Below are 26079 nucleotides of genomic sequence, written 5' to 3'. Positions count from 1 at the left end.
TCCAGTCCTCGTACATGATCCACAGGAGGAACCCGATCAGCATGCGGCTCGCCACGATCACCGCGCGCCCCGTCCACCGCCTCACGGGTCTCGTCCGCGGCCACCCGGTCGTCACGGCCGCCGTCCTCGTGGTGGTCCTGTCGCTCACCGCGCTGCTCACCGGAGGCGGGAGCACTCAGCCCCGGGCCGCCAACGTCTCCCGCAACTTCCGGGCCTGTCTGCTCGTCTCGCCCGCGGGCGCCACCGACGCCCGGCTCAGCCAGGCGTCCTGGCAGGGCATGCAGGACGCGGCGCGCTCCGGCCGGGTCAACGCCCAGCGTTTCCCCGCCCCCACCATCGACGTCAAGGCGGCGCTGCCGTACTTCAACGGCGCCGTGCAGCACCACTGCGAGCTGATCGTCACCGTCGGCACCGGCATGAAACCAGCGACCGAGGCCGCCGCGCGCGCCAACCCGCACCAGGAGTTCGTGATCATCGGCGCCACCTCGGCACGCCCCCGCATCTCGGCCATCACTGCGCCCGACGACCCCGCGAAGGCACAGGCCGGAAAGAAGTTGGCCGACAAGGTCAGCGCCTTCATCGCCGCCCGGCACTGATCGTCCGGAGCGGGTCCGGCTGCGCGGGGGTGGTGCCGATCCCCGGGGCCGACCGGAGCGCTGGGCCCCGGCCGGTCCCACCGGACGCGTCAACTACCCGCGAAGCACGGGGCAGGAGGCCTCAGCCAGCCGTGCCGGTCGGCTCGGGGGCCGTCCTGGGCTCCGGCTGTGCGGGGGTCGCGGCCGGCTCCGTCGCCATCTGCACCGACATCGGCTCCGCCGGCGCCGCGGTGGCCAGGTCGTCGGTCTTCATCGCCTTCGCCTCGCTCTTGAGGATGCGCATGGACTTGCCCAGTCCGCGGGCGGCCTCCGGGAGCTTCTTCGAGCCGAACAGCAGGATGACCATGATCGCCACGACCAGCAGGTGCCAAGGTTCCAGTCCGTTGCGGAGCATGACCTCGCCCTCCTCTTCCCTCACACGACAGTTGCTATGTTGCGCAACTGTACAACCCTGAGGTGGATCGCAAACCCCTCAGGGCCAGGGCATACACACCGAGCACGGCTGCCAGGAGGACGTAGTAAGGGAGCGCCAGGCCCGTCATGCCCAGCGCGGCGCCCAGCGGGCTCAGCGGCAGCAGTACTCCCGCGGCGGCGAGCGCGACGGCGGCTCGCCCCACCGGCCCCGGTGGACCGCCCCTCATGCGCAGGAACAGCATCACCAGCGCCTGGGTGAGCAGGTTCTCCGTGAACCACGCCGAGTGGAACAGCACCTCGTCGTCCACGGCGTCCGGGCCACGCAGCGCCAGGGCCAGTACGGCGAAGGTCGCCAGGTCCGCTACCGCGTTGAGCACCCCGAACCCGGTGATGAAGCGCAGGAACGCCCGCGGTCGCAGCACGGTCGGGCGGCGCAGCGCCTCCGCGCCGGGACGGTCGTAGGCGAAGGCCAGTTGGGCGGCGTCGAAGCAGAGGTTCTGGGCGAGTACCTGGGCCGGGAGCATCGGCAGGAAGGGCAGCAGGAGGCCCGCCGCGAGCATCGCGATGACGTTGCCGAGGTTCGAGGAGAGGGTGATCCGCAGATACGAGGCGATGTTCGCGCTGCTGTGCCGCCCGGCCGTGACCGCGTGCCGGATCGCGGCGAGGTCCTTGCCGGCGAGCACGACGTCGGCGGCCTCCCGGGCCACGTCCACGGCGGCGCGCGGCGCGATGCCGACGTCGGCGGCACGCAGCGCGGGCACGTCGTTGAGACCGTCCCCGAGGAAGCCGACCGTGTGCCCGGCCGCGCGCAGGGCGGCGACCGCGCGGGCCTTGTCCTGAGGCGTGCGGCGCGCCTCGATCCGTACCTCCCCCGGCGCCAGCCCCAGCTCCCGGCACACCCGCGCCGCCGTCGCCGGATGGTCGCCCGTGAGGATCCGCACGCCGATCCCCAGGTCGGCGAGGGCCCGTAGGGCTTCCCCGGCGTCCGGGTTCAGGGCGTCGTGGAAGGTCACCAACCCCCGGAAGACCAGGCCCCGTTCGTCGGCGGGGCCGTAGTCACGCGCGCGTGCGGGGCGTTCGGCGGTGGCGACCGCCAGGATGCGCAGGCCGGACTCCGCCTCCCGCTCGGCCAGGGCCAGCAGCCGGTCGCGCTCGGCCTGTTCGAGCACACACCGCTCCAGTACGTCCTCCACCGCGCCCTTCACGATCAGCGTGTGCGTGCCGAGGGCCTCGCCCCGCACCACCGCCGTCGCGAGCCGCCGTACCGGATCGAAGGGCACGGCCCCGACCCCGTCGTACTCCTCCCCCACCGGCCCGGCCGCCTCCAGCAGCGCCTCGTCGAGGGCGTCCGGCACGGGGGCCTCGGCGAGTTGGAGGGTCCACCACGCGGCTACGGAGGCCAGGCGCAGGACGTCCGGGTCCTGGGCGCCGTCGGGGCCGAGGGCGCGTTCCACGACCGGGCGGTCCTGGGTGAGCGTGCCGGTCTTGTCGAGGCAGAGGACGTCCACGGCCCCGAGGTCGTGCAGCGCGGGGAGCCGCCGGACGACGACGCCGTGCGTACGGGCGAGCAGCGCGGCCCCGCGCGCGAGGCAGGTCGTCACGATCACCGGGAGCATCTCGGGCGTCAGCCCGACCGCCACCGCGACGGCGAACGGCAGCGTCGCCAGGCCCCGCCCGCGCAGCGCCGCGTTGGCCATCAGGACGAGCGGGGGCGTCAGCAGCATGAACCGGATCAGCACCCAGGAGATCCCGTGCACGGACCGGTCGAACGCGCTCGCCTCCCGCCGCACCGGCCCGCCGTGCGCGGCGGCGAACCGCGTCCGCGCCCCCGTCGCCAGCACGACCGCCGTGGCACTCCCCGACACGACTCCGCTGCCCTGGAAGCAGAGATACGGCTGCGCGAAGGGACCCTCGTCCGCCGCCCCGGGCAGCTCTACGGCGGCCTTGGCGACCGGCGCGGACTCGCCGGTGAGGGCGGCCTGGTGGACGGTCAGCCCGGTCGCGCGCAGCAGTCGTACGTCGGCGGGGACGAGGTCGCCGGGCCCCAGCCGGATCACATCGCCCGGCACCAGCTCGGCGACCGGCGTCTCCCGGGCCCGTACCGGCGCGTCCGCGTCCGTGCGGCGCAGCACGCAGGCGGTGGCGCCGACCAGCTCGCGCAGGTCGTGCAGCGAGCGGTCGGCCCGGTGCTCCCCGCTCGTGCGCAGCGCGCAGCTCACCGCGACGAGGGCGAGGATCACCGCGGCGGTGCCCCAGGAGGCGACGAGCGCCGAGACCACGCCGAGGAGCAGCAGGACGGCGGTGAAGGGGTCGCGCAGACTGCGCGGGAACAGGCGGGGCCAGGAGGTCGTACGGCGCCGGGGAACCGTGTTCTCGCCGGTAGCCGCGAGCCGGGCGGCGGCCTCCGGGTCGGTCAGTCCGCGCGGGCCGGTGTCCAGGTGCCGCAGCACCTGGAGCGGGGTGTGCCGGTGGGCGGCGGTGTCAGAGGCCACGGAGTCGGGGGGCGGGGAGATCGGCCCGGTCGGCGCGGTCGCCGATGCGGGTGACCGCGAGCCGGACGACGTCGACCACGTCGGGGTCGTCGACGAAGTACACCTGGCGGCGGCCCTCGCGGCGGGACCGGACCAGGCCGGCGAGCTTCAGTTTGGTGAGGTGCTGGCTGACGGCGGGCAGCGCGCCGCCGACCCGCTCCGCGAGCCCGGTGACATCGCTCTCGCCCTGGGCCAGCGCCCACACGATGTGCAGCCGCGCGGGCGAGGCCAGCAGCCCGAAGGCCGCGGCGGCGTCCGCGAGCACGTCGGCGGACGGGTCCTCGAAGCCGCTGCCGGCTGTCGCCACCGTCGTCGCCTCCCGTCCTGGACCGGTCCCGTTCGTGAATCGCCCAGTCTAGGCGGCCGGAACTTCTCCCCGGGCCGGGGAGTTTCCACGGTGCCGCAGACGCACGACCGCTCACCTGACGCACGACTTAATACATATGGAGTTCGCATGGCCCTGTGGGACCGCTTCAAGGAGTCCGCGTCGACGATGCAGACCCAGCTCGTGGCGAAGAAGAACGACCTGAAGAGCGGGGCGTTCCGCGACGCGAGCATGGCGATGTGCGCGCTCGTGGCGGCGGCCGACGGGACGGTCGACCCGTCGGAGCGGCAGCGCGTCGCCCAGCTCATCGCGAGCAACGAGGTGCTGCAGAACTTCGACGCGATGGACCTCCAGCGCCGTTTCGACGAGAACCTGAACAAGCTGACGGCCGACTTCGCCTTCGGCAAGGTCAGCGTGCTCCAGGAGATCGCCAAGGCGAAGAAGAAGCCCGCCGAGGCGCGTGCCGTGATCCAGATCGGCATCGTGATCGGCGGCGCGGACGGCGACTTCGACAAGACCGAGCAGGCCGTGGTCCGCGAGGCGTGCTTCAGCCTCGACCTACCGCCGCACGAGTTCGACCTCTGACCAGCCGCCGACTCCCCTTTGTCGTAAGGGAGTTGGCGCACACCTGACGACCTGGACCGCGGTCCGATCCACGCCCCGCCCCTCGACGGCCGGGCAGCCCTTCGGGGGGATCGGCCGCGGTCCTTGGCGTAACCACCCGTCCTCCAGCCCGTAATCTCCTCATCGGCGTGCTCAACTTCCGTACGACGTCGAGATGATCACAATGCGGCGCCAACAACTCACTCCATGTCGCTGCTCACTTGACTACCAGCGGTCACACGCGATTGGCTCCGGGCCAACGGGAGTAACCCGGTCGGCGCACCTCATACGGCTCCGGGCACACCCTCCCCGTCCCCCGCTCGGCCGCACAGCGAGGTGCCGCACCGCCCATGACCACTCCTCCCTCACCTCACGCCCCCTTCCGTCCGATACGCGGTACGGCGCTCAGCCTCGCCGTGACCGGCTGTCTGCTGCTCTCCGGCTGCTCGGCGACCGGTGGTGCGGGCTCCGGCACGGACGGGGCCGGTGCCGCGAGCACCGGCGGGCTCAGGATCGCGCTGGTCACCCACGCTAGCAAGGGCGACGCCTTCTGGCTGCTGGTGAAGAAGGGCGCCGAGGCCGCCGCGGCCAAGGACGGCGTCGACCTGACGTACACGAGCGACCCCGACGCCACCGGACAGGCGGAGCTGGTGCGGAACGCGATCAAGGACGGGGTCGACGGCATCGCGCTGACGCTCGCCAAGCCGGACGCGATGAAGGGGCCGATCAAGGAGGCCAAGGCATCGGACATTCCCGTGGTCGGCCTCAACTCCGGTATCGACTCCTGGCAGTCGGAGGGCGTCCTGGAGTTCTTCGGGCAGGACGAGAGCGTCGCGGGCCGCGCCATCGGCCAGAAACTGGACGCCCTCAAGGCCAAGCACGCCCTGTGCGTGATCCACGAGCGGGGCAATGTCGCCCTGGAGGCGCGCTGCGCGGGCGTGAAGAAGGCGTTCACCGGCGAGACCGACATGCTCTACGTGGACGGCACCGACATGGACGCCGTGTCCGCGGGGGTCACGGACCGGCTGAAGCAGGACCCCAGCATCGACGAAGTGGTCATGCTGGGCGCCGATTTCGCTCTGGCCGCGGTCAAGTCCGTGAAGGCGGCGGGCAGTAGGGCCAAGGTCGCGACCTTCGACCTCAACTCGGCCCTGGTCAAGGCCGTCCAGAACGGCGACGTACAGTTCGCGGTCGATCAACAGCCTTATCTGCAGGGCTATCTGGCCGTGAACTCGCTGTGGCTCTACAAGACCAACGGCAACATCAGTGGCGGCGGGGTGGCTCCCGTGCTCACCGGCCCGGCGTTCGTGACGAAGACGAACGTCGGCGCGGTCGCGAAGTTCGCGGCCGACGGAACGCGCTGACCGGACACTTCGTACGAGGATGTAGCGAGGACGACCACGATGTCTCCACGGACAGGTGCCCGGCGCCGCGTCGGTTCCATACGTCTTTCCCTGATCCTGCTCGCCCTGGTCCCCAGCGTCACGCTGGCCGCCATGTGGGGAGTGACGACGACCCAGATGTTCACGGAGGGGCTACGGCTGCGCTCGCAGACGGAGTTGAGCAGGTCGACCGGCGCAATGGGCACCGAGGCCGCGCTCGCGCTCCAGAAGGAGCGCAGTCTCTCGGCGGCGTGGATGGCGGACCCGCACGGCTCGCAGGCCGCGCTGGAGGCCCAGCGCACGGCGACGGACAAGGCGGTGGCCCAACTCGTGGCCCAGTCCGGGGCGATCAAGAAGGCGCCGACCCGGATCCGGGACCGGATGTACTCGGTCGTCGCGTCGGTCGACAGCCTTGAGTACTACCGGGACCAGGTGGACAACCCCACCGACATCACGCCCCAGCAGGTGCTGGACCAGTACACCTCGATCATCGACGACCAGATCCAGGCGTTCCAGGAGCTGTCCCAGGTCGACGACGGCGACCTCACCTCGCAGGCGGAGCCGCTCGTCGCGCTGGAGCACGGCGCGGAGCTGGTCTCCCAGGAGGACGCGCAGCTGACGCTGGCCTGGCACTCCGGGCGCCTCGACGACGAGTCGTGGGAACAGTTCGCCGAGCTGGTGCACGCCCGGCGCTGGCTGGTCGAGGACCAGATCGCCACCGGGTTCCAGGGCGCCACCAAGACGCGGATCGAGCACATTCTGCAGAGCGTCGAGTGGAGCACGCTGGAGTCCACGGAGGACGCGGTCCTCAGGGCCGGTACGGCGGGCAAGGCGGATCCGGACGACGGCTCGGCCGGCCGGATCGTCCTGCCCGCCGAGCAGAAGCAGTGGAACGCGGCCCTGTCCGAAGTCGCCGAACAGTACGAGGGGTTGATCCGGCAGCAGACGGCCGGCCTCCTCGACCGCAGCTCCGACAAGGCGCACAACCTGCTCGTCACGGCCGCCTCCCTGAGCGCGGGCGGACTCGCCGCCCTGCTGCTCTGCATCGGCATGTCCTGGCGGATCACCCGCTCCCTCTCCCGCCGGCTGCGCGGCCTGAAGGCGGCCACGCTGAGCCTCGCCGAGGACCGACTGCCCGATGTGGTGGCCCGGTTGAACCGGGGCGAGAAGATCGACGTGGAGTCGGCGACCCCGCCCCTGGACTACGGCAACGACGAACTCGGCCAGGTGGCCCAGGCGTTCAACACCGCGCAGCGCACCGCCGTGCACACCGCGGTCGAACTCGCCGACACCCGGAGGGGTTTCCAGAAGGTCATCCTCGGCATCGCCCGGCAGAGCCAGAACCTGGTCAACCTCCAGCTCACCAAGCTCGACCAGCTGGAGCGCCGGCACGACGACCCCGAGGTCCTGCGCGGCCTGTACGAACTGGACTCCACCGCAAGCCAGTTGCGCCGCTACGAGGAGAACCTCGTCGTCATCAGCGGCGAGCAGCCGCGCCGCAGCTGGACCGAGCCGGTCGCCCTGATCGACATCCTGCGCAGCGCTGTCGGCGAAGTCGCCGAGTACCAGCGGGTGGAGGTGCACACCGAGGAGGAGGTGTGCCTCGCGCCGCCCGCGGTCGCCGACGTGATCCACCTGCTGGCCGAGCTGATCGACAACGCGACCGTGTACTCGCCCGCGCCGAGCCCCGTCGGGGTACGGGCCGCGATGGTCGCCAAGGGGCTCGTCATCGAGGTCGAGGACCGCGGGCTCGGCATGTCGGAGGAGGACTACGCCTCGCTCAACGGACAGCTGGCGGTGGCCCCGCAGTTCGACGTGGTCGCCCTCGCCGACGACCTCCGGCTCGGCATGTTCGTGATCGCCCGGCTCGCCACCCGGCACGGCATCGCGGTGACCCTGCGCTCCTCGCCGTACGGCGGCACGACCGCGATCGTGCTCATCCCGCACGAGATCGTCGTACCCGAGGCACCCGAGGAACCCGCTCGGGGCGCAGCGGGAACCATCGACGCCGAGGCCCTCGTAGCGGAGAAGGCGGAGAAGACGGCCGCCCCCGCGACAACAACCACCCTGGCCGATCGGGCAGTTGACGCGTCGGGTCCCGCGCCCAAGGTCCGGCCCGTCGTCCCCCCGGCACGGTCGCCCGAGTCCGAGTCCGAGTCGGTGACGGCCGGGCTGGGTGGGCTGACCCCGTTGCCGCGGCGGGTGCCGCAGACCAGTCTGGCCAGTGAGTTGCGGGAGGAGGCGGGGCCGGTCGAGGAGGACCTGGAGCTGGAAGACTTCACCGCGGAGCGTGCGGCCTCCTCGCTGGCCGGGTTCCAGCGCGGCACGTTCCAGGCGCGTGACGAGGACGCGCCGTCGCAGTACGACCGGGAGGAAGCAGCAGCCTCCCCCAATCCGCCCGCCGACCGCTCATGAAGGACTCCGCCATGACACGACCCGTCCCCGCCACGCACACCCAGCTCGACCAGTTGCTCACCGGACTCGTGGACCGGGTGGCCGAGGTGAACCAGGCCGTCGTGCTGTCCGAGGACGGCCTGGTCGTCAGCAAGTCCACCGGGTTCCTGCGCGACGACGCCGAGCGGCTCGCGGCCACCGCGTCCGGGCTGATGAGCCTCAGCAAGGGGGTCAGCATGGACTTCCGGGGCGGTCCGGTGCGCCAGGCGCTGATCGAGATGGCGAACAGCTATCTCATCCTCACCTCGGCGGGCCCCGGCGCCCATCTGGTCGTCCTGACCGGTCCGGGCGCGGACGTCGGGGTCGTGGCGTACCAGATGAACATGCTGGTGAAGAAGATAGGCGAGCATCTCAGCGCCGCGCCGCGGGCCAACGTCGGCCCCGCGGCCGGCTCCGGCGAGTGAGGTGAGCGGTGGCGACGCGGCGGGACGGCTCGTACGGCCGTTCACGCTGACCGGAGGCAGAACCCGGCCCAGCCGCGCCGATTTCACCCTCATCACCACGGTGACCGCGGTCGATCCGGTGCCCGCGCGGGCGCCCCGGCCGCAGCCGGAGCAGTCCCGCATCCTGCGGCTGTGCGCCGAGCCGCTGGCGGTGGCGGAGGTCGCCGCTCTTGTCGACCTTCCGGTGAGCGTGGTAGTGATCATGCTCTGCGATCTGCTGGAGGCCGGCCTGATCACGGCCCGGCCGCCGCACCCGGTCTCCCGTACCAGCCCGGACATGGACCTGCTGCAGAAAGTGAGGGAGGGCCTTGACCGGCTCTGACACCATCGCTCCGGCACCCGCGCCACCCGAGACGGTCAAGATCCTGATCGCGGGGGGCTTCGGCGTCGGCAAGACCACCATGGTCGGCTCGGTGAGCGAGATCGCGCCGCTGCGCACCGAGGAGCCACTGACCGTGGCGGGCCTCGCCGTCGACGACCTCGACGGCATCGAGGAGAAACGGGCCACCACCGTGGCCCTGGACTTCGGCCGCATCACCATCGGCCAGGACCTGGTGCTCTACCTCTTCGGCACCCCGGGCCAGCAGCGCTTCTGGTTCATGTGGAACGACCTGGCGCTCGGCGCGCTCGGCGCGGTGGTCCTCATCGACGTCCGCCGCCCGAAGTCCAGCTTCGCGGCCGTCGACTTCTTCGAACGCCGGGGCATCCCGTTCGTGGTGGGCGTGAACGGCTTCTACGGCGAGCACCCGTACCCCGCTGAGGCGGTGCGCGAGGCGCTGGCCCTCCCCGAGGACGTCCGGGTGCTGCTGTGCGACGCGCGGGAGCGCGACTCCTGCCGGAACGTACTGATCGCGCTGCTCGACCAGTTGATCGCCGCCGCCATCGAGGACGGCGGGGGCGGCAAGCTCACTCGTCCGCCCCGCTGAGCGGCTCGTCCGAGGGGGCGATGACCCGGGCCGTGAGGTCCGGGTCGGGCATGTCCCGGTCGAAGGGGAACAGGGGCCGCCGGACGCGGTGATGCCCGAGCCGTACGAGGTCCTGGTCGACCCCGCCCGGGGTGAGGGCCATCTTCCAGTCGGCGGCCATGGCGAAGAGTTCGGGTTCGAGATAGCCGATCTTGACGAGCACGAGGTCCGCGGAGCGCGGGTCCAACTCCAGGTCGGTGAAGTCGTGTTCGTGGTGGTACGGCTTCCGGAGCCGGGTCAGGATCACGTACACGCTGCCCACCTTGAGCACGACCTCGGTCTCCGCGTCCCGGTCGCCGTGCCGGATCGAGTGCACGACACCGGTGAGGGTGAGCGGGCCCGCGTGCCGGTCGTCGACCTCCGCGCCCGCCGTGACGGTGACGGTGGCGCCGACGCCGGCGCGCTCCGCCGTGGCTACGGCGGACGGTCCGGGGAGCGACGCGTAGATGACCGTGGGGCCGTCCTCGTGCTTGAACTCCGGTCGTTCCAGCACCTGTTGGAGTCCCCAGGTGACGTCGCCGGCGCCGCCCGCGGTCGGGTTGTCGCCGGTGTCGCTGATGAAGTACGGGCGGGCGGGGGAGGCCAGGGCCTCGTCCAGGCAGTCGTGGAGAGTGCCGGTCGGGGCCACGAACTCGAAGTCGTGCCTTGCTTGCCAGAAGCCGCGGGCCAACTGTTCGGCGCCGGCGGTTACTTGGGCGGCGGACTGGCCCGTCACGACGACCGCGGCTCGGTTGCGGGGCTCGTCCGCCCAGGCGTAGCCGACCCAGATCGCCGCGTCGGTGACTCCCGCGGTTGCTTCTACTTCTTCTACGGCGGCGTAGACGCTCTTCGCCGGTTCGATGCGGGTGGAGGTCTGTTCGCCTGCGAGCAGTACGGGGACCGGGATCCAGGCCTTGACCGGGCGGGGGGCGCCGCTTGTCAGGAGGTCTACGAGGTTGCGGGCGGCGCGTTCCTTTGTGTCCATGGCGTCTTCGTGCGGGGCCATGCGGTAGCAGGTGATCAGGTCGCTCTGGTGGACCAGTTCGCGGGAGACGTTGCCGTGCAGGTCCATCGAGGTGGACACGAGGGTGTGCGGGCCGATGGTTTCCCGGATGCGGGCGAGTAGTTGGGCTTCGGCGTCGTCTGTGCCCTCTACCGTCATCGCGCCGTGGATGTCGTACCAGAGGCCGTCCAGGGGGCCCAACTCGCTTAGGCGTGCGATGAGTTCGTCGGTGAGTGCGGTGAATGCGGTGGCCGTTACCGTGCCGCCGGGGAGGGCCTTGCCGACGAGGGCGCCCTGCCAGTCGGCGGCTTCCCGGAGGGGGGTGCCGGAGGCCAGGAAGGGGTAGCGGGTGAGGACTTCGGGGCCTCGTTGGGGGTGGAAGGCCGGGGCTTCTGTGCGGGCCGGGGAGAAGGTTGAGGATTCGATGCCCAGGCCTGCGATGGCGATGGTGGGGCGGGGTGACGGCAAGGGGGCTCCAGGTTGTGGGTCGGGTGCGGGTACGTGGGGGCTGGTCGCGCAGTTCCCCGCGCCCCTAAAAGTGGTGGGTCATCGCGGGCCCGATGAGTACGGCACGGTCATCGCGGCCCCGATGCGCACGACGGGATCATCGCGGCGCCCCACGAGCACGACAGGTTCATCGCGGGCCCGATTGGTCTGTGACCGTCTGGAGTGCCTGCGCCAAAGCCCGCTGCAGGGCGAACTGGCCTGCGCCCACCAGCCCCGCGTCCGCGCCGAGGCTCGCTCGGTCGATCACCAGGTGTTCTGTGACGAGGGGGTGGCAGCCCTCGTAGAGCTGGCTGCGGACTGCCGCCACGAAGGGTTCCAGGGTGGAGAGGATGCCGCCGAGGTACACGGCGTCGGGGTTGAAGAAGTTGACGTTGGCCGCGAGGACCTGGCCGAGGTAGCGGCCGGCCTGGCGGACTGCTCGGGTCGTCTCGGGGTGGGCGTCCGTGGCGAGGCGTACGACGTCCTCCGTGGACGTCACGTCGAGGCCGTGGCCGCGCAGGATGCGGACCAGGGCGGCGCCGGAGGCGACGGTCTCCAGGCAGCCGGTGTTGCCGCAGGAGCAGGGGATGTCCTGGGCGGCCTCGACGCGGACGTGGGTGATCTCGCCGGCGGCGCCGGTGCCGCCGCGGTAGAGGCGGCCGTCGGCGATCACGCCCGCGCCGATGCCGGTGCCGACCTTGACCATGATCGACTGGCGGCGCTCGGCGGGCTGGACGGTGTGTTCGCCCACGGCCATGCAGTTGGCGTCGTTCTCGACGGCGGCCGGTACCTCGAAGCGGTCGGCGAGCCAGTCCCGGATGGGGAACTTGTTCCAGCCGGGCATCCGGGCCGGGAGCGTGACGATCCCGGAGGCGATGTCGACCGGGCCGGGGAGGGACAGGCCCACGCCCCGCAGGCGGTCACGTCCGTGGCGTTCGGCGAGTGCGGTGAGCGTCTCGGCGAGGCCCGGCAGTGCGGCCTCGGGGCCGTCCGCCGTGGGGAACGGCACGGTCGATACGTCGGTCAGGCCTCCGCCGGGGAGTACGACCCCGACGTGCGCGTGCTTGCCGCCCAGCTCGGCCGCGACCGCGAAACCGTCGCTGCCGCCCAGCCGCAGCACCTTGCGCGGGCGTCCGCCGGTGGACGAGCGGGTGCCGTGCTCGGCGACCAGCCCGAGGGACACCAGCTGGCCCACCGCGAGGGAGATCGTCGAGGGCGCGGCGCCGAGCAGTTCGGCGAGTTCGGTGCGGGTGGCGGCCTGCCCGGAGGCGAGGAGTTCGAGGACGTGCTCGGCCAGTGAGGAGACGCCCGAGGTGCTCTTCCGGCGGTGCGCACTTTTTTCAGGCATGAAGGAAGTTACTTCCGGATCGGGTGATCGAGGCGACGAGCGTAAGTCACCCGGATGCCCTCTCACCTTTTTTCAGAACAGCAGAAACAGGCTTTTTACAGCGGGACGCCTGTTTCTTCGACACCGGGAGCCGTTGACTGTCCTTACCCCCGCCTCCGCCCCTCTTTTTCCGAGGAGAACCATGTCCCCTGTTCGCCAGAGACTCCTCGCCGGTGCCTCCCTGACCACGGCCTCGCTGCTGCTCGCGGGCTGTTCCGGGTCGAGCGGCACGTCGTCGTCCGGGTCCCACGACTCGATCAACTACGCGCTGCCCGCGAACTTCACCCCGAACTGGATCCTCCCGATCGGCACCGCGGCCCACCTCAACACCAACAACATCTCCATCGCGAACTCGTTGTGGGAGCCGCTCATCGCCTACGACGGCTCGACCGGGACCATGGGCTGGAACAAGAAGGGCTCGGTGGCGACCGCCGCCGACTTCGCGGCCGACAACAAGAGCGTCACGATCACCCTCGGCGACCGGCACTGGAGCGACGGGAAGCCGGTCACCTCCGCCGACGTGAAGTTCTGGTTCGACCTCATCAAGGCGAACAAGTCCCAGTGGGCGGGCTACAACCCGGGCAAGGCGCCGGACAACTGGACGTCCTTCAAGACCGTGGACGCCGGTCACTTCACGATCACCTTCGACAAGGCCTACAACCCGCAGTGGATGCTGGCCAATGAGCTGAGTTCCATCACCCCGCTCCCCCAGCACGTGTGGGACAAGGCCGGGGACGCCAAGAAGGACTGGACGTACCTCAACAACGCGGCCAAGAACATCAGCGGTTACGCGACGAACGCCCTGTGGAAGACGGTCAGCGGCCCCTACGCCGTCAAGTCCTTCTCCACGGCCGGCAAGGTCGTCCTGACCGCCAACTCGAAGTACGACGGCGGCGAGAATCCCGGCATCCCCACCGTGAACCTCCTCCCCTTCACGACGGCGGACGCCGAGAAGAACGCGCTGCGGTCCGGGAGCGTCGACTACGGCTACATCGAGGCGACCGACCTCGACCAGAAGGCGAGCTTCACCGCGCAGGGCTACACGGTGAAGCCGTGGTCGGGCTGGGCGATCACCTACATGCCGTACAACTTCAACAACCCTTCCATGGGTGCCGTGTTCAAGCAGCTCTACGCCCGGCAGGCCGTGCAGAAGTCCATCGACCAGAGCGCGCTGGCGAAGGTCATCTTCAACGGGACGGCGGTGCCCGGATACGGGCCGATACCGCAGGCGCAGAGTTCGTCGTTCCTCTCGGCCACGCAGAAGAGCGACCCGTACCCGTTCTCGACCTCGGCCGCCAAGTCCCTGCTCAGCGGCCATGGTTGGAGCGAGCAGGGCGGGGTCATGACCTGCACCAGCCCCGGCACCGGTGCCGCGCAGTGCGGTGCGGGGGTCGCCAAGGGGACGAAGTTCCAGATGCAGGTGCTGTCGCAGTCCGGTTCGACGGTGACCGACAACATGATGAGCGCGATCCAGTCCTCGCTCGCGAAGACCGGCATCAAGTTCTCCATCAAGACCGCACCGGTCAACTCCGTGCTGTCGCAGACCCCGCAGTGCACGGCCTCGCAGTCGATCTGCAAGTGGCAGCTGTCCTTCTTCGGTACGGCGGGCAGCTGGTACTTCAGCGCCTTCCCCACCGGTGACTCGCTCTTCCAGACGAAGGGCGGCGCGAACTTCGGCAACTACTCCAACGCCGATGTCGACAAGCTCATCTCCGCGTCCACGACGTCGAGTTCGAACCAGGCGATCCAGGACTACAGCGCGGCCCTCGCCAAGGACCTGCCGGTGATCTGGCTGCCCGAGCCGGACTACCAGATCTCCGTGGTCAAGAACGGCCTCGGCGGCTTCTCGCAGGACCCGCTCGCCAACTTCCACCCGGCACAGTGGAAGTGGACCAGCTGAGGCATGGACACCCTCCTGTATCTGACCCGGCGGATCGCCCAAGCGCTGGTCGTGATCCTCATCGTGACGGTCGTGGTGTTCGGCCTGCTGCACGCGCTGCCCGGGGGTCCCGCGCGCGGGATCCTCGGCCCGCAGGCCACGCCTCAGCAGATCACGCTGTTCAACCACGACCAGGGGCTCGACCGGCCGCTGCCCGTCCAGTACCTGTACTACCTGCGGCAGTTGCTGCACGGTGACCTCGGCACGTCGTACACCCTGAACGAGGCGGTGTCCCGGCTCATCGAGCAACGCCTCCCGAAGACCCTGGTGTTGACCGTGTTGTCGGCGGTTCTCGGGCTGGCGCTCGCGATTCCGCTGGGCATGTGGCAGGCGGTGCGGCGGAACAAGCCGGCCGACTACGTCATCACCACGTTGAGCTTCGTGGCGTACTCGACTCCCGTGTATTTCCTGGGACTTGTGCTGGTGCTGGTCTTCACGCAGATGGTGCGGTGGTTTCCCTCGCAGGCGCCGCAGGGGGACACGGTGGCTCAGGTCTTCGCGGATCCGGTGGCGTTGGTGCTGCCTGTGGTGACCGGGGCGGCGTCGATGGTTGCCGTGTTCAGTCGGTACATGCGGGCCTCGACGTTGGAGAACCTCTCCGAGGACTACGTGCGGACTGCTCGGGCGGGGGGTTCTCGGCAGGGGGCGATTCTCTTCAGGCACGTGTTCCGGAACTCGCTTACGCCGGTGATCGCGATGTTGGGGTACTACGTGCCGGTGTTGTTCGGGGGTGCGCTGGTGGTTGAGCAGCTCTTCAACTACCCAGGGATGGGACTGTTGTTCTGGAGTGCGGCTCAGTCCTCGGACTATCCGGTGCTTCTCGGGTGCGTGCTTGTCATTTCTGTCGCGACTGTGGTGGGGACGCTCCTTGCTGACGTCGTCCAGCGGATCGTGGATCCCCGAGTGAAGGCTGGGCGGACATGAGTGTTCAAAGTGCGGGCCGGTGGGGGCTTGTCACGCAGTTCCCCGCGCCCCTGATTGCTCGCTTCGCTCGCAACAAGCTCGCAGTCGGCGGACTCCTCGTCGTGGCCCTCTTCCTTCTGTTCTGCTTCGTTGGACCGACCCTCTACTCCACCGATCAGATCCATACCGATCTCACGCAGGTCAATCTCCATCCCAGTGGGGCGCATTGGCTCGGTACAGATGCTGTCGGGCATGACGAGCTGGGGCGGCTCATGTACGGCGGGAAGGTGTCGTTGCTCGTCGGGCTTGCCGCCGGGGTGCTTGCCACCGTGATCGGGACTCTCTGGGGGTCGGTCGCCGGGTATGCGGGCGGGTGGGTCGATGCCGTGATGATGCGGGTGGTGGACGCGGGGATCGCCATTCCTGCCCTCTTCATCCTGCTGGTCGTGTCTGCCATCACCACGCCTGGTGTGCCTGGGCTGATCCTGATTCTGGGGCTGGTGTCCTGGCTGGTGCCGTCGCGGCTCGTGCGGGCGGAGACGTTGACCTTGAAGAGCCGGGACTATGTGCTGACGCTGCGGGCCATCGGGGGGTCGCACAGCCGGGCCATCACGCGGCACATCCTGCCCAACTCGGTGTCGACGATCGTCGTCGCGGCCACCTTCCAGGTCGCCGACGCGATTCTGCTCGTGGCCTATGTGTCCTATCTGGGGCTGGGAGTTCAGCCGCCGTCGACCGACTGGGGCGGCATGCTCTCGGCCGGGCTGACGGCCGCTTACTCGGGACGCTGGTGGCTGATCGTGCCGCCGGGTCTCGCGATCATCCTCGTCGTGTGCGCGTTCAACGCGGTCGGCGACGGGCTGCGCGACGCCTTCGACGTGAGGGGACGGGGATGAACAGCATCCTGGAGATAGCGAATCTGGGCGTCACTTTCTCCACCGAGAGCGGTGATGTGCCCGCCGTGCGTGGAGTTTCGCTGCGGGTCGAGCCCGGCGAGACGCTTGCCCTTGTCGGTGAGTCAGGGTCCGGGAAGTCGACCGTGGCCCTTGCCGCGCTCGGGTTGTTGCCCGGCAACGCCCGTGCTTCCGGGGGCGTTTCGGTCGGCGGTACGGATGTGGTGGGGGCCGGTGAGGCCGAACTCGCGCGGCTGCGGGGGCGTACGGCTTCGATGGTGTTCCAGGAGCCGGCCACCGCGCTGGATCCGCTGACCCGAATCGGTGGGCAGATAGCGGAAGTTGTGCGCAATCATCGGGATGTGTCGCGGCAGGAGGCGGCTGCCGAGGCCGTCGCGTTGTTGCGCCGGGTCGGGATTCCCGAGCCCGAACGGCGGGCCTCCGCCTTTCCGTTCCAGTTGTCCGGTGGGCAGCGGCAGCGGGTCGTGATCGCCATGGCCATCGCCAACTCGCCCGGGTTGCTGATCGCCGATGAGCCGACCACCGCGCTGGACGTCACCGTGCAGGCCGAAATCCTGGATCTGCTGCGGAAGTTGGCCGCCGACTCCGGGACCGGGGTGCTGCTGGTCACGCACAACATGGGGGTCGTCGCGGACTTCGCCGACCGGGTCGCCGTGATGCTGGAGGGGGAGGTCGTGGAGACCGGGGCGGTGGAGGACGTGCTGTTGCGGCCGACGCACGAGTACACGCGGCGGTTGTTGGCCGCTGTGCCTCGGCTGGCGGTGAGCGAGCCGGTGGGTGCCGTTGTACGTGAGTCTGTCGAGACGGCTGCTCCGGTGGTCGAACTGCGGGAAGTCTCCGTCCAGTTCGGGCGTGGGCCTCGTGCCGTGCGGGCGCTGGAGGAGGTGTCGCTCACCGTGCACGCCGGTGAGACCGTGGGGCTTGTCGGGGAGTCCGGGTCGGGAAAGTCGACCGCCGCCCGGGTGGCGCTTGGGCTGGTCTCGCCGGAGTCGGGGGGCGTCTCGCTCTTCGGGGCCGATCTGCGCAAGGCGCGGGGGCGGGCTCGGCGGGCGCTGCTGGCCGGGGTCGGGGTGGTGTTGCAGGATCCGGTGGCCTCGCTGGACGCGCGGATGAGTGTCGCGGAGTGCGTGGCCGAGCCGTTGCGGGTGCACCGGCGTGGGATGGGTGCCGCCGAGCGGCGGGAGCGGGTTGCAGAGGTGCTCGAACTGGTGCGACTGCCACGGGAGTTGGCGCGGCGCGGGCCACGTGAGCTGTCCGGTGGACAGCGGCAGCGGGTGAGTCTCGCGCGGGCGCTGGTCCTCGAACCGCGGCTGCTGGTCGCGGACGAGCCGACGAGCGCGCTGGACGTGAGTGTGCAGCAGACCGTGTTGGAAGTGATCGCCGAGTTGCAGGCAGAGCTTGGGTTCGCGTGTCTCTTCGTGTCGCACGACCTCGCCGTGGTGCAGCGGTTCGCGGGGCGTGTTGTCGTGATGCGGGGCGGGCGGGTCGAGGAACAGGGGCCGACCATGAGCACGTTGCTGCACCCGGAGACCGCGTACACACGCCGGCTCATCGCCGCGGTGCCCGTACCTGATCCGGTGCTCCAACGGGAGCGCAGGGAGCGCCGGTTGGCGTTGGGGACGGGGGCCGGCGCGTGACGGACTCTCCCCAGGTGGTCGTCGGCGTCGACATCGGCGGCACGACCACCCAGGTCGTGCTGTGCACGGCCGAACTCGACGTCCTGGACCGGACGGAGGTGCCCACCCCGGCGAGTGAGGGCGGGACGGCCATGCTCGACGCCGCGCTCTCCGCGCTACGGCTGCTGCTGGACCGTACGCCCGCCCGGCTGCTCGGGGTCGGGGTCGGCGCGGCCGGGCTCGTGGATGTGCGGGCCGGGCGGATCCTCGTGGCGAGCGACTCCTTTCGCGACTGGGCCGGGTTCGAGGTGACGGCCACCGTCCAACAGGCCCTGGGCGTACCGGCGTTCCTCGACAACGACGTGAACGCGTTTCTGCGCGGGGAGGTCGCGAAGGGTGCGGTCGCGGGTGCGGAGAACGTGCTCGGGATGACGCTCGGCACCGGGGTGGGCGGCGCGTTGTGGCTGAATGGCGCCCTGTACGAGGGGCCGCGCGGGGCGGCGGGCGAGATCGGGCACGTGCCCGGGTTCGGTGAACTGCCGTGTACGTGCGGGGGAAGAGGGCATCTGGAGACGCTGGCGTCGGGGCGGTCGATCGCGGCGCGGTACGGGGAGCGGACGGGGCGGGCGCTCACGGCCCGTGAGGTCGCCGAGGCGGCCCGGTCGGGCGATCCGGACGCGCGGGCCGTGTACACGGCGGTGGGGCGCGGGGTCGCCCGTGCGCTGCTGATCACGGCGGGGCTGCTGGATGTCACGACGTGTGTGATCGGCGGGGGCGTCAGCCGGTCCTGGGCGCTGGTCGAGTCCGCCGTGCAGGAGACGTTGGCGGTGGAGCCGCCGGTGAGCGGTCACCGGGTGCGGGTGCTGCCGGCCCGGCTGGGCGGGGACGCGGTGGCGGTCGGGGCGGCGGCCCGGGCGCGGGCGGAACTCCTGATCCACACAGGAGGCTCGTAGCGGACACCTACGTGAACGACGGGAACCGGCCAAGCACGACCGTGCGATTGACGCACACACGCCACATCCCTACCTTCTGATCGACTTACCGAACTTCGTTCGGGATGTCGAACAACAGGAATCAATGGGCCGCTCGTATCCCCCCTGGAGAACACATGGCCGTCCCCCCTCTCCCCCACCCCTCCCGCCGCCTGTTCCTCGGCATGGCCGCGACCGTCCCCCTCGCGGCCACCGGCGCGCTCACGCTCGGCGCGGGCAGCGCGCGGGCCGCCACCAACTCGGCCTACGTCATGTGCTACTTCACCGAGTCGCCGACGTTCCTGGGCGCCAACTACGGCCTGCACCTGGCCGTCAGCCCCGATGGCCTGGAATGGACCCCGCTCAACCAGAACGCCCCCGTCGCCACCCCCACGGCGGGCTCCCTCGGCCTGCGCGACCCGTTCATCCTGCGCAAGCAGGACGGCACTTTCGTGGTCCTCGCCACCGACCTCAACGGCACCGACTGGACGTACGTCAGCCAGTACATCCACGTCTGGGACTCCGCCGATCTGCGTACCTTCACCGGCTACCGGCGGATGAAGGTGCACGACCTGGACACCCATGCCTGGGCGCCGGAGTCGTTCTGGGACGCGGGGCGCGGGCAGTACGGGGTGATCTACTCGGCCGTGAACGACAGCGGGCACAACGTCATCATGGTCAACTACACCAGTGATTTCGTGACCGCCGGTGATCCGCAGGTGTTCTTCGACCCCGGGTACGACGTCATCGACGGCGACCTCGCGGTCGGCGTGAACGGCGTCAACTACCTCTACTTCAAGAAGAGTTCAACGCTGGTCGGCGCGAAGTCCACGTCACTGGACCCGGGCAGCTTCACCGAGTTCAGCACGGCGGTCTCGCACAACGGCACCGAGGCACCGACGTTGGTCAAGTCCCTCACGTCGAGCGCTACTTGGTACCTCTGGGGTGACACCTGGGATCCGAACGGCGTCTTCTACGCCTGGCAGACCAGCAGTCTCGCCGCGGGCACTTGGACCGCCGTCGACCAGAAGCTGTACACACAGCCGCTCAACTCCAAGCACTGCGGCATCCAGCCGATCACCACGGCCGAGTACACCAACCTGATCGCCAAGTGGGGCACGCCCGCCTGGAACCGGCTCAAGTCCTACAACTACCCGGCCCGTTACGTCCGCCACTCGAATTTCATCGGCCGGATCGACGAGTACGCCTTCGACCCGTACACCGACTCGCAGTGGTCCCTGGTACCGGGTCTCGCGGACTCGGCCGGGGTGTCCTTCCAGTCGGTCAACTACCCGACCCGGTATCTGCGGCACTACGACTACGCGCTCCGACTCGACGTGAACGACGGCACGTCGACGTTCGCCGGGGACGCCACGTTCTACCGGACGGCGGGGCTAGCGGACTCCTCCTGGGCGTCCTTCCGGTCGTACAACAATCCGACGCGCTACATCCGGCACTCCAACTACGTCCTGCGGATCGACCCGATCTCCACGACGACGGCTCAGCAGGACGCGACGTTCCACGTCGGGTACTGAGCACGACGCGGGTGCCTCCCGGAGAAACGGAGGCACCCGCGTCGTCGCCGGAACGGGTCAGCTCAGGCCGGCCGTCTTCAGCCAGGCCTTCGCCACGTCAAGCGGGTCCTTGTTCTGGGACTGGACCTGGGTGTCGAGGTCCAGCAGGGTCGCCGTGTCGAGCTTGGCGGAGACCGCGTTGAGGGCGGCGACGCCGGCCGCGGAGAGGCCGCTCTTGTAGACGAGGGGCTGCACGTTCTCGAAGCCGAAGAGCCTCTTCGGGTCCTGGAGCGTGACGTGCTTCTCCTTGACGATGGTCGGGTCCGTGCTGAAGAGGTCGGCGGCCTGCACCGTGTTCTTCTTCAGCGCGGCCGCCGTCAGCGGGCCGCCCGCGTCCAGCGCCTTGAAGGACTTGAACTCCAGGCCGTAGACCGACTTCAGGCCCAGCAGGCCCTGCTGCCGGGTCTGGAACTCCGGCGAGGCGCCGATGACCAGGTCCTTGGCGATGGACTTGAGGTCCGCGATGGAGGAGTCGGACGTGAGGCTGTACTTCTTCGCGGTCTCCGCGTTGAGGGTGACCGTGTCCTTGTCCTCCGCGGCCGCCGGGTCCAGCAGCGTCAGCTTCGAGTCCAGCTTGGCGTTGATCGCGGCCGTGGTCGCCGCGAGGGTCGCCGGGGTGGCCTTCGGGTCGAGGTAGGCCAGCAGCGCGCCGTTGTACTCGGGCAGCACGGATATCGTGCCGTTCTTGAGCAGGCCGTACGTCGTCTCACGGCTGCCGATGTTCGGCTTGTAAGTGACCTTGACGCCCTTGGCCTTGAGCGCCTCGCCGTAGATGTCGGCGATGAGGATGCTCTCGGCGAAGTTGTTGGAGCCGACGACGACCGTGTCGCCGCTGGCCTTGTCGCCCGAGAGCGGGTTGTCGGACTTGCCGTCGGAGGACGAACCACATCCCGTGACAAGCGCAGCCGTCGCGGCGAGCGCGATGGCGGCCGCGCCGGGGTACCTAGTACTGGACCAGCTGTTCTTCGCTTTTGAAGTCACAATTCCCGTTCCGGGTTTGGATGTTGGCACAGGCGTGCAGGCATGGCGGTGGCGTCGACGCGCGAGGCGTGAACGCCGCACTCCGCTGATCCAATCCAGCCGGTTCTTGGTCAGTCAAGAGAACTCTGGTCACCGATTGGCCTCAATGGGTGCCCAGTTGTGAAGGCAACGTAAACAGACTGGTCACGAACACGGTCGCTTTGTAACTGATTCTTGACGTAGGGCGACGTACTTGATCGTTCGAAGAGGCGGTAGTCTCCCCGGAGTTGGCGTCGGTCACAGCGGTGTGCGGGGGCCGCTTCGATCAAAAACAGTCACACGCGTCGCTGCGCGTATCGTGACAACACCCCACGAAGGAGGCCTGGTGTCCATACGGGGCTTCGCAGACCGTTGGCCCTTCAGGCGCAAGCTCAATCTGCTCGTCGGCGTACCGCTCGCGGTGGTCGCTGTGCTGCTGGCGTATCTCATCTCGGATGAGGTCGGGCAGTCGACGGACGCGAGCGACGCGGCGCGACTGGTGCGGGACAGCGGGCAGGTCGCCAGGCTGGTGAACCTCGTGGAGGCGGAGCACCAGCAGGCCATCCTGCTCTCCGTCCGCTTCGAGGCCACCAACGACGGCGGCACTCCCTCGCAGAGCGCCTACCGCAAGGCTCAGCTGGCCGTGGACAAGCAGGTCGAGAAGGTGCGCGACACCTTCGGCGACCGGCTGCCGGCCAGCGAGGCCCAGGCGTTGAAGGAGATCAACGGCCTGGAGACGCTGCGCGACACCGTCGAGCAGAGCTATCTGCCCGCCGACAACATCGACCCGGCGTACACCAGCGCCTCCGACGGTCTGATCGACGGACTCGACCTCGAACACAACGCGAACCTCGCCACCACCTTCACCGGCAACCTGCTGGACTCCGTGCTGCGGGCGGACGCCGCCCACAGCTCGTTCGAGACCAGCGTGTTCTCCGCGACGACCGGTGACAGCAACGCGCTCATCGAGTTCAACAACGCGGTCGGCGCCTACGACCTCTACACCTACCAGGCCGCCAGGTTCGCCCGGTTCGCCACCGAGGACCAGGCCGACCAGCTCTCCGGCATCGAGCACACCCCGGCGCAGCGGCTGATCGCCGAGGCCTACGCCGAGCTGCAGATCGACCCGAGCGGGCTGCAGGCCGGGACGCCCGGCGCCGTCCGCAAGGCCTTCGCGGACGCCATGAGCGACTACCCGTCCTACCCGCAGCAGGCCGCGGGCCGGCTGAAGATCACCGGCTCGCTCATCGGCCAGATCGCCACCCGCGCCGACAGCGCGTCCTCCGCCGCCTCCTGGCGCGCCGGACTGCTGCTGAGCCTCTCGCTGCTCGGCTTCGCGCTGTGGCTCGGCTTCGTGGTGATCGTGCGCCGCTCGGTGGTCCGTCCCGTGCAGGCCCTCACCGTTGCCGCGAAGCAGGTCGCCGACGTCGCGGGCCGTGAACTCGCCCGCGTCGCCGACGACGACGCCGAGGACGACGGGCCGCCGCTGCTGCGCGACATGCCGGTCACCGCGAAGGACGAGATCGGTGACCTCGCCGAGGCCTTCAACCATGTGCAGACCACGGCCGCCGCGCTGCTGGCCCGCCAGGTGATCAGCCGCCGCAACGTCGCCGAGATGTTCGGCAACGTCGGCCGCCGCGTCAGCAACCTGACGACCCGTCAACTCGCCCTGATCGACGCGGTGGAGCGCGGCGAGACCGACCCGGCACTGCTGGAGCGCCTCTACTCCATCGACCACATCGCCGTCCGCCTGCGCCGCAACGCGGACAGCCTGATGCTGCTGGCCGGCATCCGCGAGACCGTGCTGGACGGCGGACCCACCGAACTCACCAACGTCGTACGGGCCGCGCTCGGCCAGATCGAGGGCTTCCAGCGGGTGGGCCTGCGGGCCGACACCGAGGTCATGGTGGAGCCCGACATCATCGGCGACCTCACGCTGATGGTGGCCGAACTCCTGGAGAACGCGGTCTCGTTCTCGCCCGCGGGCAGCCCCGTCGAGGTGGTCGTACGGACCGACGGCGACGACGCGCTGATCGTGGTCGCCGACCACGGACTCGGGATGAGCGCCGAGCGCATCGCCGAGGAGAACGCCCGGCTGATCCGCCGCGAGCGCCTCGACCTGGTGCCGACGAAGGTGCTGGGCCTGTTCGTGGTCGGTACCCTCGCCCGCCGCTGGGACATCGACGTCACGCTGGCCCGTACGCCGGGCGGCGGTGTGACGTCCGAGATCACCATCCCGGCGACGCTGCTGCTCCGCATGAGCGCGCTGGCCTCCGGCGGTTCGGCGGGAGGGTTCGCGGGGTTGGAATCGGGATCAGGGTCGGGGTCGGGGTCGGGCAAGGCACTCGCATCCGCGGGCTTCGTACCGGACCAGCGTCCGGCTCCTTCCTGGGCCACCGCGGACTCCGGTGCCGCCCGGACCACCGACTCCGGCCTGTCGGCCACGACTTCGGGCTACGGCTCCTCCGGCCACGGCACCGACTCCGTACGGCCGACGCCCGCCGTCGGGGCGCCCGCCGGACTCGACTCCGGGTACGCCGACTCCGGTCCCCGGCCCTCCGTCGCCGCCGAACCCGTGCGGGAGCACGCCTGGGCCGACGATGAGCCCGCCCCGCTGCCGCGCCGGGTCTCCCGGTACGAGACGGCGCCGGCAGCCGCCGTAGCGGAGTCCGCCGCCGTCACCACCCACCACTCCCCGGCGGACGAGTCCGCCGCCCCCGACGACGCCGCAGGAGGCTCCCGGCCGCTGCGGCGGCGGGTCAGGGGTGCCACCCTTCGTACGGGCGCCGACGACGCCGCCCAGCAAGCCGCCCGGCAGGCCCCCCGGCCCGCCGACGCGGACGCCGTCCGCTCGGCCCTCGAAGAGTTCGAGGCCGCCGTGGAGCAAGCGCATCGCGACAGCGACACCCTCACGGGCCTGCGCCGCCCGGACGCGAACCACCCGCACGACCCGAACCACCTCCCGAAAGGAGCGGAGCAGTGAGTACGTCGACAGGTGACACTCCCACGGGGGGCACCACGCCGGCCGATCTGCAGGCAGCCGCGGCCGATTTCAACTGGCTGCTCAACCGTTTCGCGACGGAGACCGCGGGTGTCGTCGACGCCATCGCGGTGTCGTCCGACGGCCTGCTGATCGCCGTGGCCGAACTGCGCGAGCACGCCCACTCGGAGCGGCTCGGGGCCATCGTCTCCGGCATCACCAGCCTCGCCGCCGGGGCCTCCGGCAACTACGGTCTCGGTGGCCTGAACAAGGTCATCATCGACCTGGAGGGCGGCCACGTCCTCGTCTCCGCGATCGGCAGCGGCGCCGTCCTCGGCGTCGTCACCGACAAGGAGGCCAAGCTCGGCAACATCGCCTACGAGATGACGCTGTTCGCCAACCGTGCCGGTTCCGCGCTCAACCCCCAGCTGGTGCTCCAGCTGAAGAACAGCGTCGGCGCCGCTTCGGCTCGGTGACCGGTCCCCGACCGGTCGAGAGAGGAACAGCCACTCATGCCCGACGGCCGCACTCCGAGCGGTGCCGGCGCGGACGGGGCCACACCCCCGGGTCGCGATCCGGTGCGCACGCCTTCCGCCGTACGGCCGTTCCTGGTCACCGCCGGCCGGGTGGCGGGCGCGGACACCGCCGCCTCCGGGCGGCCGATCCCGGTCGAGACCCAGGTGGTGGCCACGGCCGCCGGTCTTGAGGTGCTCGACCGGCTCTCCTTCGAGCAGCACGACATCGTCGCCGCCTGCCGGCAGCCGCAGTCCCTCGCGGAGATCGCGGCCCGGCTGCGGCTGCACCTGAACGTGGTGCGGGTCCTCGCCGAGGACCTGCGTGCCGCCGGGCAGTTGACGGTGCACGTGCCCAACTCCGACATCACCCATGACGCAACCGTCCTGCGAAGGGTCATCGATGGCCTCCGCGCCATCCCCAACTCCCGGGGAGTACTCCGTGACACCGACTGAACCGGTCGCCCGCGGTGCGGCTGCGCAGACCGCCGTACGACCGCCGCTGCCGGTGAAGATGGTCGTCGCGGGCGGCTTCGGCGTGGGCAAGACCACCACCGTGGGCGCGATCTCCGAGATCGAGCCGCTCACCACCGAGGCCGCCATCACCGAGGTCGCGGCGGGCGTGGACGACCTGTCGCTCACCCCGCGCAAGACGACGACCACGGTCGCGATGGACTTCGGCTGCATCACCATCGACCCCACGCTGAAGCTGTACCTGTTCGGTACGCCCGGGCAGGACCGGTTCGGCTTCATGTGGGACGACATCGTGGAGGGCGCGGTCGGCGGTCTCGTCATCGTCGACAGCCGGCGCCTCGACGACTGCTACGCGGCGGTCGACTACTTCGAGCACAAGCAGATCCCGTTCGCGGTCGCCCTCAACGCCTTCGACGGCAAGATCGAGCACACCCTGGACGAGGTCCGCTGGGCCCTGGACGTCAACGAGCGCGTCCCGGTCCTCTCGTTCGACGCGCGGGAGCGGGGCTCGGTGCGGGACGCGCTGCTGGTCGTACTGGAGTTGGCGCTGGCCCGTACGGAGAACTGACGGCGGTGGAAAGCGAGTTGAGGGGAGGGCCGGTGGCCGCTCCCCCCAACTGTGCGTTCAG

General features: G+C 70.1%; 23 protein-coding genes. 17 read left to right on the top strand and 6 right to left on the bottom strand.

Annotated elements, in window-relative coordinates; all coding sequences use genetic code 11:
- Positions 1-14: 14 nt before the first annotated feature.
- Positions 15-596: a hypothetical protein gene (locus OG407_RS38590; protein ID WP_405864473.1), complete on the top strand. Its 582-nt coding sequence runs from the start codon at positions 15-17 to the stop codon at positions 594-596.
- Positions 597-717: 121 nt separating this feature from the next.
- On the opposite strand, the gene tatA is transcribed toward OG407_RS38590, so the two are convergent.
- Genes tatA through OG407_RS38575 form a run of 3 tightly spaced genes read right to left on the bottom strand, consistent with a single transcriptional unit; the run spans position 718 to position 3848 of the window.
- Complete coding sequence (gene tatA / locus OG407_RS38585) at positions 718-990, bottom strand: Sec-independent protein translocase subunit TatA (protein WP_405864471.1); 273 nt, start codon at positions 988-990, stop codon at positions 718-720.
- A gap of 34 nt (positions 991-1024) precedes the next feature.
- The gene (gene mgtA / locus OG407_RS38580; protein ID WP_405864469.1) at positions 1025-3502 is read right to left on the bottom strand and encodes a magnesium-translocating P-type ATPase; all 2478 of its coding nucleotides are present in this window, start codon (positions 3500-3502) and stop codon (positions 1025-1027) included.
- Positions 3492-3848, bottom strand: a complete 357-nt coding sequence (locus tag OG407_RS38575; RefSeq protein WP_327400507.1) for a metalloregulator ArsR/SmtB family transcription factor — start codon at positions 3846-3848, stop codon at positions 3492-3494. The genes mgtA and OG407_RS38575 overlap by 11 nt, the downstream gene beginning before the upstream one ends.
- A gap of 147 nt (positions 3849-3995) precedes the next feature.
- Between OG407_RS38575 and OG407_RS38570 the strand changes: the two genes are divergently transcribed.
- The 6 genes from OG407_RS38570 (at position 3996) to OG407_RS38545 (ending at position 9674) form a co-directional block, all read left to right on the top strand.
- Positions 3996-4451 carry a tellurite resistance TerB family protein gene (locus OG407_RS38570; protein ID WP_019062789.1) on the top strand — a complete coding sequence of 152 codons (456 nt, stop codon included), beginning with the start codon at positions 3996-3998 and terminating at the stop codon, positions 4449-4451.
- Between the two features lie 368 nt (positions 4452-4819).
- The gene (locus tag OG407_RS38565; protein ID WP_405864467.1) at positions 4820-5833 is read left to right on the top strand and encodes a substrate-binding domain-containing protein; all 1014 of its coding nucleotides are present in this window, start codon (positions 4820-4822) and stop codon (positions 5831-5833) included.
- A gap of 39 nt (positions 5834-5872) precedes the next feature.
- Complete coding sequence (locus tag OG407_RS38560; protein WP_405864465.1) at positions 5873-8266, top strand: nitrate- and nitrite sensing domain-containing protein; 2394 nt, start codon at positions 5873-5875, stop codon at positions 8264-8266.
- An 11-nt stretch (positions 8267-8277) separates the two neighbouring features.
- A complete protein-coding gene (locus tag OG407_RS38555) occupies positions 8278-8709 on the top strand; it encodes a roadblock/LC7 domain-containing protein (RefSeq protein ID WP_019071426.1) in 432 nt (143 codons plus the stop codon).
- A 1-nt stretch (position 8710) separates the two neighbouring features.
- Positions 8711-9070: a DUF742 domain-containing protein gene (locus tag OG407_RS38550; protein ID WP_328677335.1), complete on the top strand. Its 360-nt coding sequence runs from the start codon at positions 8711-8713 to the stop codon at positions 9068-9070.
- Positions 9057-9674, top strand: coding sequence for an ATP/GTP-binding protein (locus OG407_RS38545; RefSeq protein WP_366493111.1), 618 nt, complete (start codon positions 9057-9059; stop codon positions 9672-9674). The genes OG407_RS38550 and OG407_RS38545 overlap by 14 nt, the downstream gene beginning before the upstream one ends.
- Here OG407_RS38545 and OG407_RS38540 read toward each other — a convergent pair.
- A complete protein-coding gene (locus OG407_RS38540) occupies positions 9655-11163 on the bottom strand; it encodes a M81 family metallopeptidase (RefSeq protein ID WP_405864462.1) in 1509 nt (502 codons plus the stop codon). The genes OG407_RS38545 and OG407_RS38540 overlap by 20 nt on opposite strands.
- A gap of 166 nt (positions 11164-11329) precedes the next feature.
- Positions 11330-12529: an ROK family protein gene (locus OG407_RS38535; protein ID WP_405864460.1), complete on the bottom strand. Its 1200-nt coding sequence runs from the start codon at positions 12527-12529 to the stop codon at positions 11330-11332.
- 181 nt (positions 12530-12710) lie between these two features.
- On the opposite strand from OG407_RS38535, the gene OG407_RS38530 reads away from it, so the two are divergent.
- The 6 genes from OG407_RS38530 (at position 12711) to OG407_RS38505 (ending at position 20446) form a co-directional block, all read left to right on the top strand.
- Positions 12711-14468, top strand: coding sequence for a peptide ABC transporter substrate-binding protein (locus OG407_RS38530; protein WP_405864458.1), 1758 nt, complete (start codon positions 12711-12713; stop codon positions 14466-14468).
- A gap of 3 nt (positions 14469-14471) precedes the next feature.
- On the top strand, positions 14472-15431 hold the full coding sequence (locus tag OG407_RS38525; protein WP_403584793.1) for an ABC transporter permease: 960 nt from the start codon (positions 14472-14474) through the stop codon (positions 15429-15431).
- Positions 15428-16306 carry an ABC transporter permease gene (locus OG407_RS38520; protein ID WP_405864456.1) on the top strand — a complete coding sequence of 293 codons (879 nt, stop codon included), beginning with the start codon at positions 15428-15430 and terminating at the stop codon, positions 16304-16306. Before OG407_RS38525 ends, OG407_RS38520 begins: the two co-directional genes overlap by 4 nt.
- Positions 16303-17961 (top strand): dipeptide ABC transporter ATP-binding protein, encoded by a 1659-nt coding sequence (locus tag OG407_RS38515; RefSeq protein ID WP_405864454.1) that lies wholly within the window; start codon positions 16303-16305, stop codon positions 17959-17961. The genes OG407_RS38520 and OG407_RS38515 overlap by 4 nt, the downstream gene beginning before the upstream one ends.
- The gene (locus OG407_RS38510) at positions 17958-18893 is read left to right on the top strand and encodes an ROK family protein (protein WP_405864452.1); all 936 of its coding nucleotides are present in this window, start codon (positions 17958-17960) and stop codon (positions 18891-18893) included. The genes OG407_RS38515 and OG407_RS38510 overlap by 4 nt, the downstream gene beginning before the upstream one ends.
- Before the next feature lie 155 nt (positions 18894-19048).
- Complete coding sequence (locus OG407_RS38505) at positions 19049-20446, top strand: glycoside hydrolase family 43 protein (RefSeq protein ID WP_405864450.1); 1398 nt, start codon at positions 19049-19051, stop codon at positions 20444-20446.
- A 57-nt stretch (positions 20447-20503) separates the two neighbouring features.
- On the opposite strand, the gene OG407_RS38500 is transcribed toward OG407_RS38505, so the two are convergent.
- The gene (locus tag OG407_RS38500) at positions 20504-21466 is read right to left on the bottom strand and encodes an ABC transporter substrate-binding protein (RefSeq protein WP_403584781.1); all 963 of its coding nucleotides are present in this window, start codon (positions 21464-21466) and stop codon (positions 20504-20506) included.
- Between the two features lie 364 nt (positions 21467-21830).
- On the opposite strand from OG407_RS38500, the gene OG407_RS38495 reads away from it, so the two are divergent.
- The 4 genes from OG407_RS38495 to OG407_RS38480 are packed head-to-tail and all read left to right on the top strand — an operon-like array spanning position 21831 to position 26018.
- Positions 21831-24467, top strand: coding sequence for an ATP-binding protein (locus tag OG407_RS38495; protein ID WP_405864448.1), 2637 nt, complete (start codon positions 21831-21833; stop codon positions 24465-24467).
- Positions 24464-24940: a roadblock/LC7 domain-containing protein gene (locus OG407_RS38490; RefSeq protein WP_019062808.1), complete on the top strand. Its 477-nt coding sequence runs from the start codon at positions 24464-24466 to the stop codon at positions 24938-24940. Before OG407_RS38495 ends, OG407_RS38490 begins: the two co-directional genes overlap by 4 nt.
- A gap of 36 nt (positions 24941-24976) precedes the next feature.
- The gene (locus tag OG407_RS38485; protein ID WP_405864446.1) at positions 24977-25432 is read left to right on the top strand and encodes a DUF742 domain-containing protein; all 456 of its coding nucleotides are present in this window, start codon (positions 24977-24979) and stop codon (positions 25430-25432) included.
- The gene (locus tag OG407_RS38480) at positions 25419-26018 is read left to right on the top strand and encodes a GTP-binding protein (protein ID WP_405864444.1); all 600 of its coding nucleotides are present in this window, start codon (positions 25419-25421) and stop codon (positions 26016-26018) included. The genes OG407_RS38485 and OG407_RS38480 overlap by 14 nt, the downstream gene beginning before the upstream one ends.
- The last annotated feature ends 61 nt before the right edge of the window (positions 26019-26079 follow it).

Source organism: Streptomyces sp. NBC_01515 (assembly GCF_045040345.1).
Taxonomy (GTDB): domain Bacteria; phylum Actinomycetota; class Actinomycetes; order Streptomycetales; family Streptomycetaceae; genus Streptomyces.
This window is presented reverse-complemented; position numbering and strand designations above follow the sequence as displayed.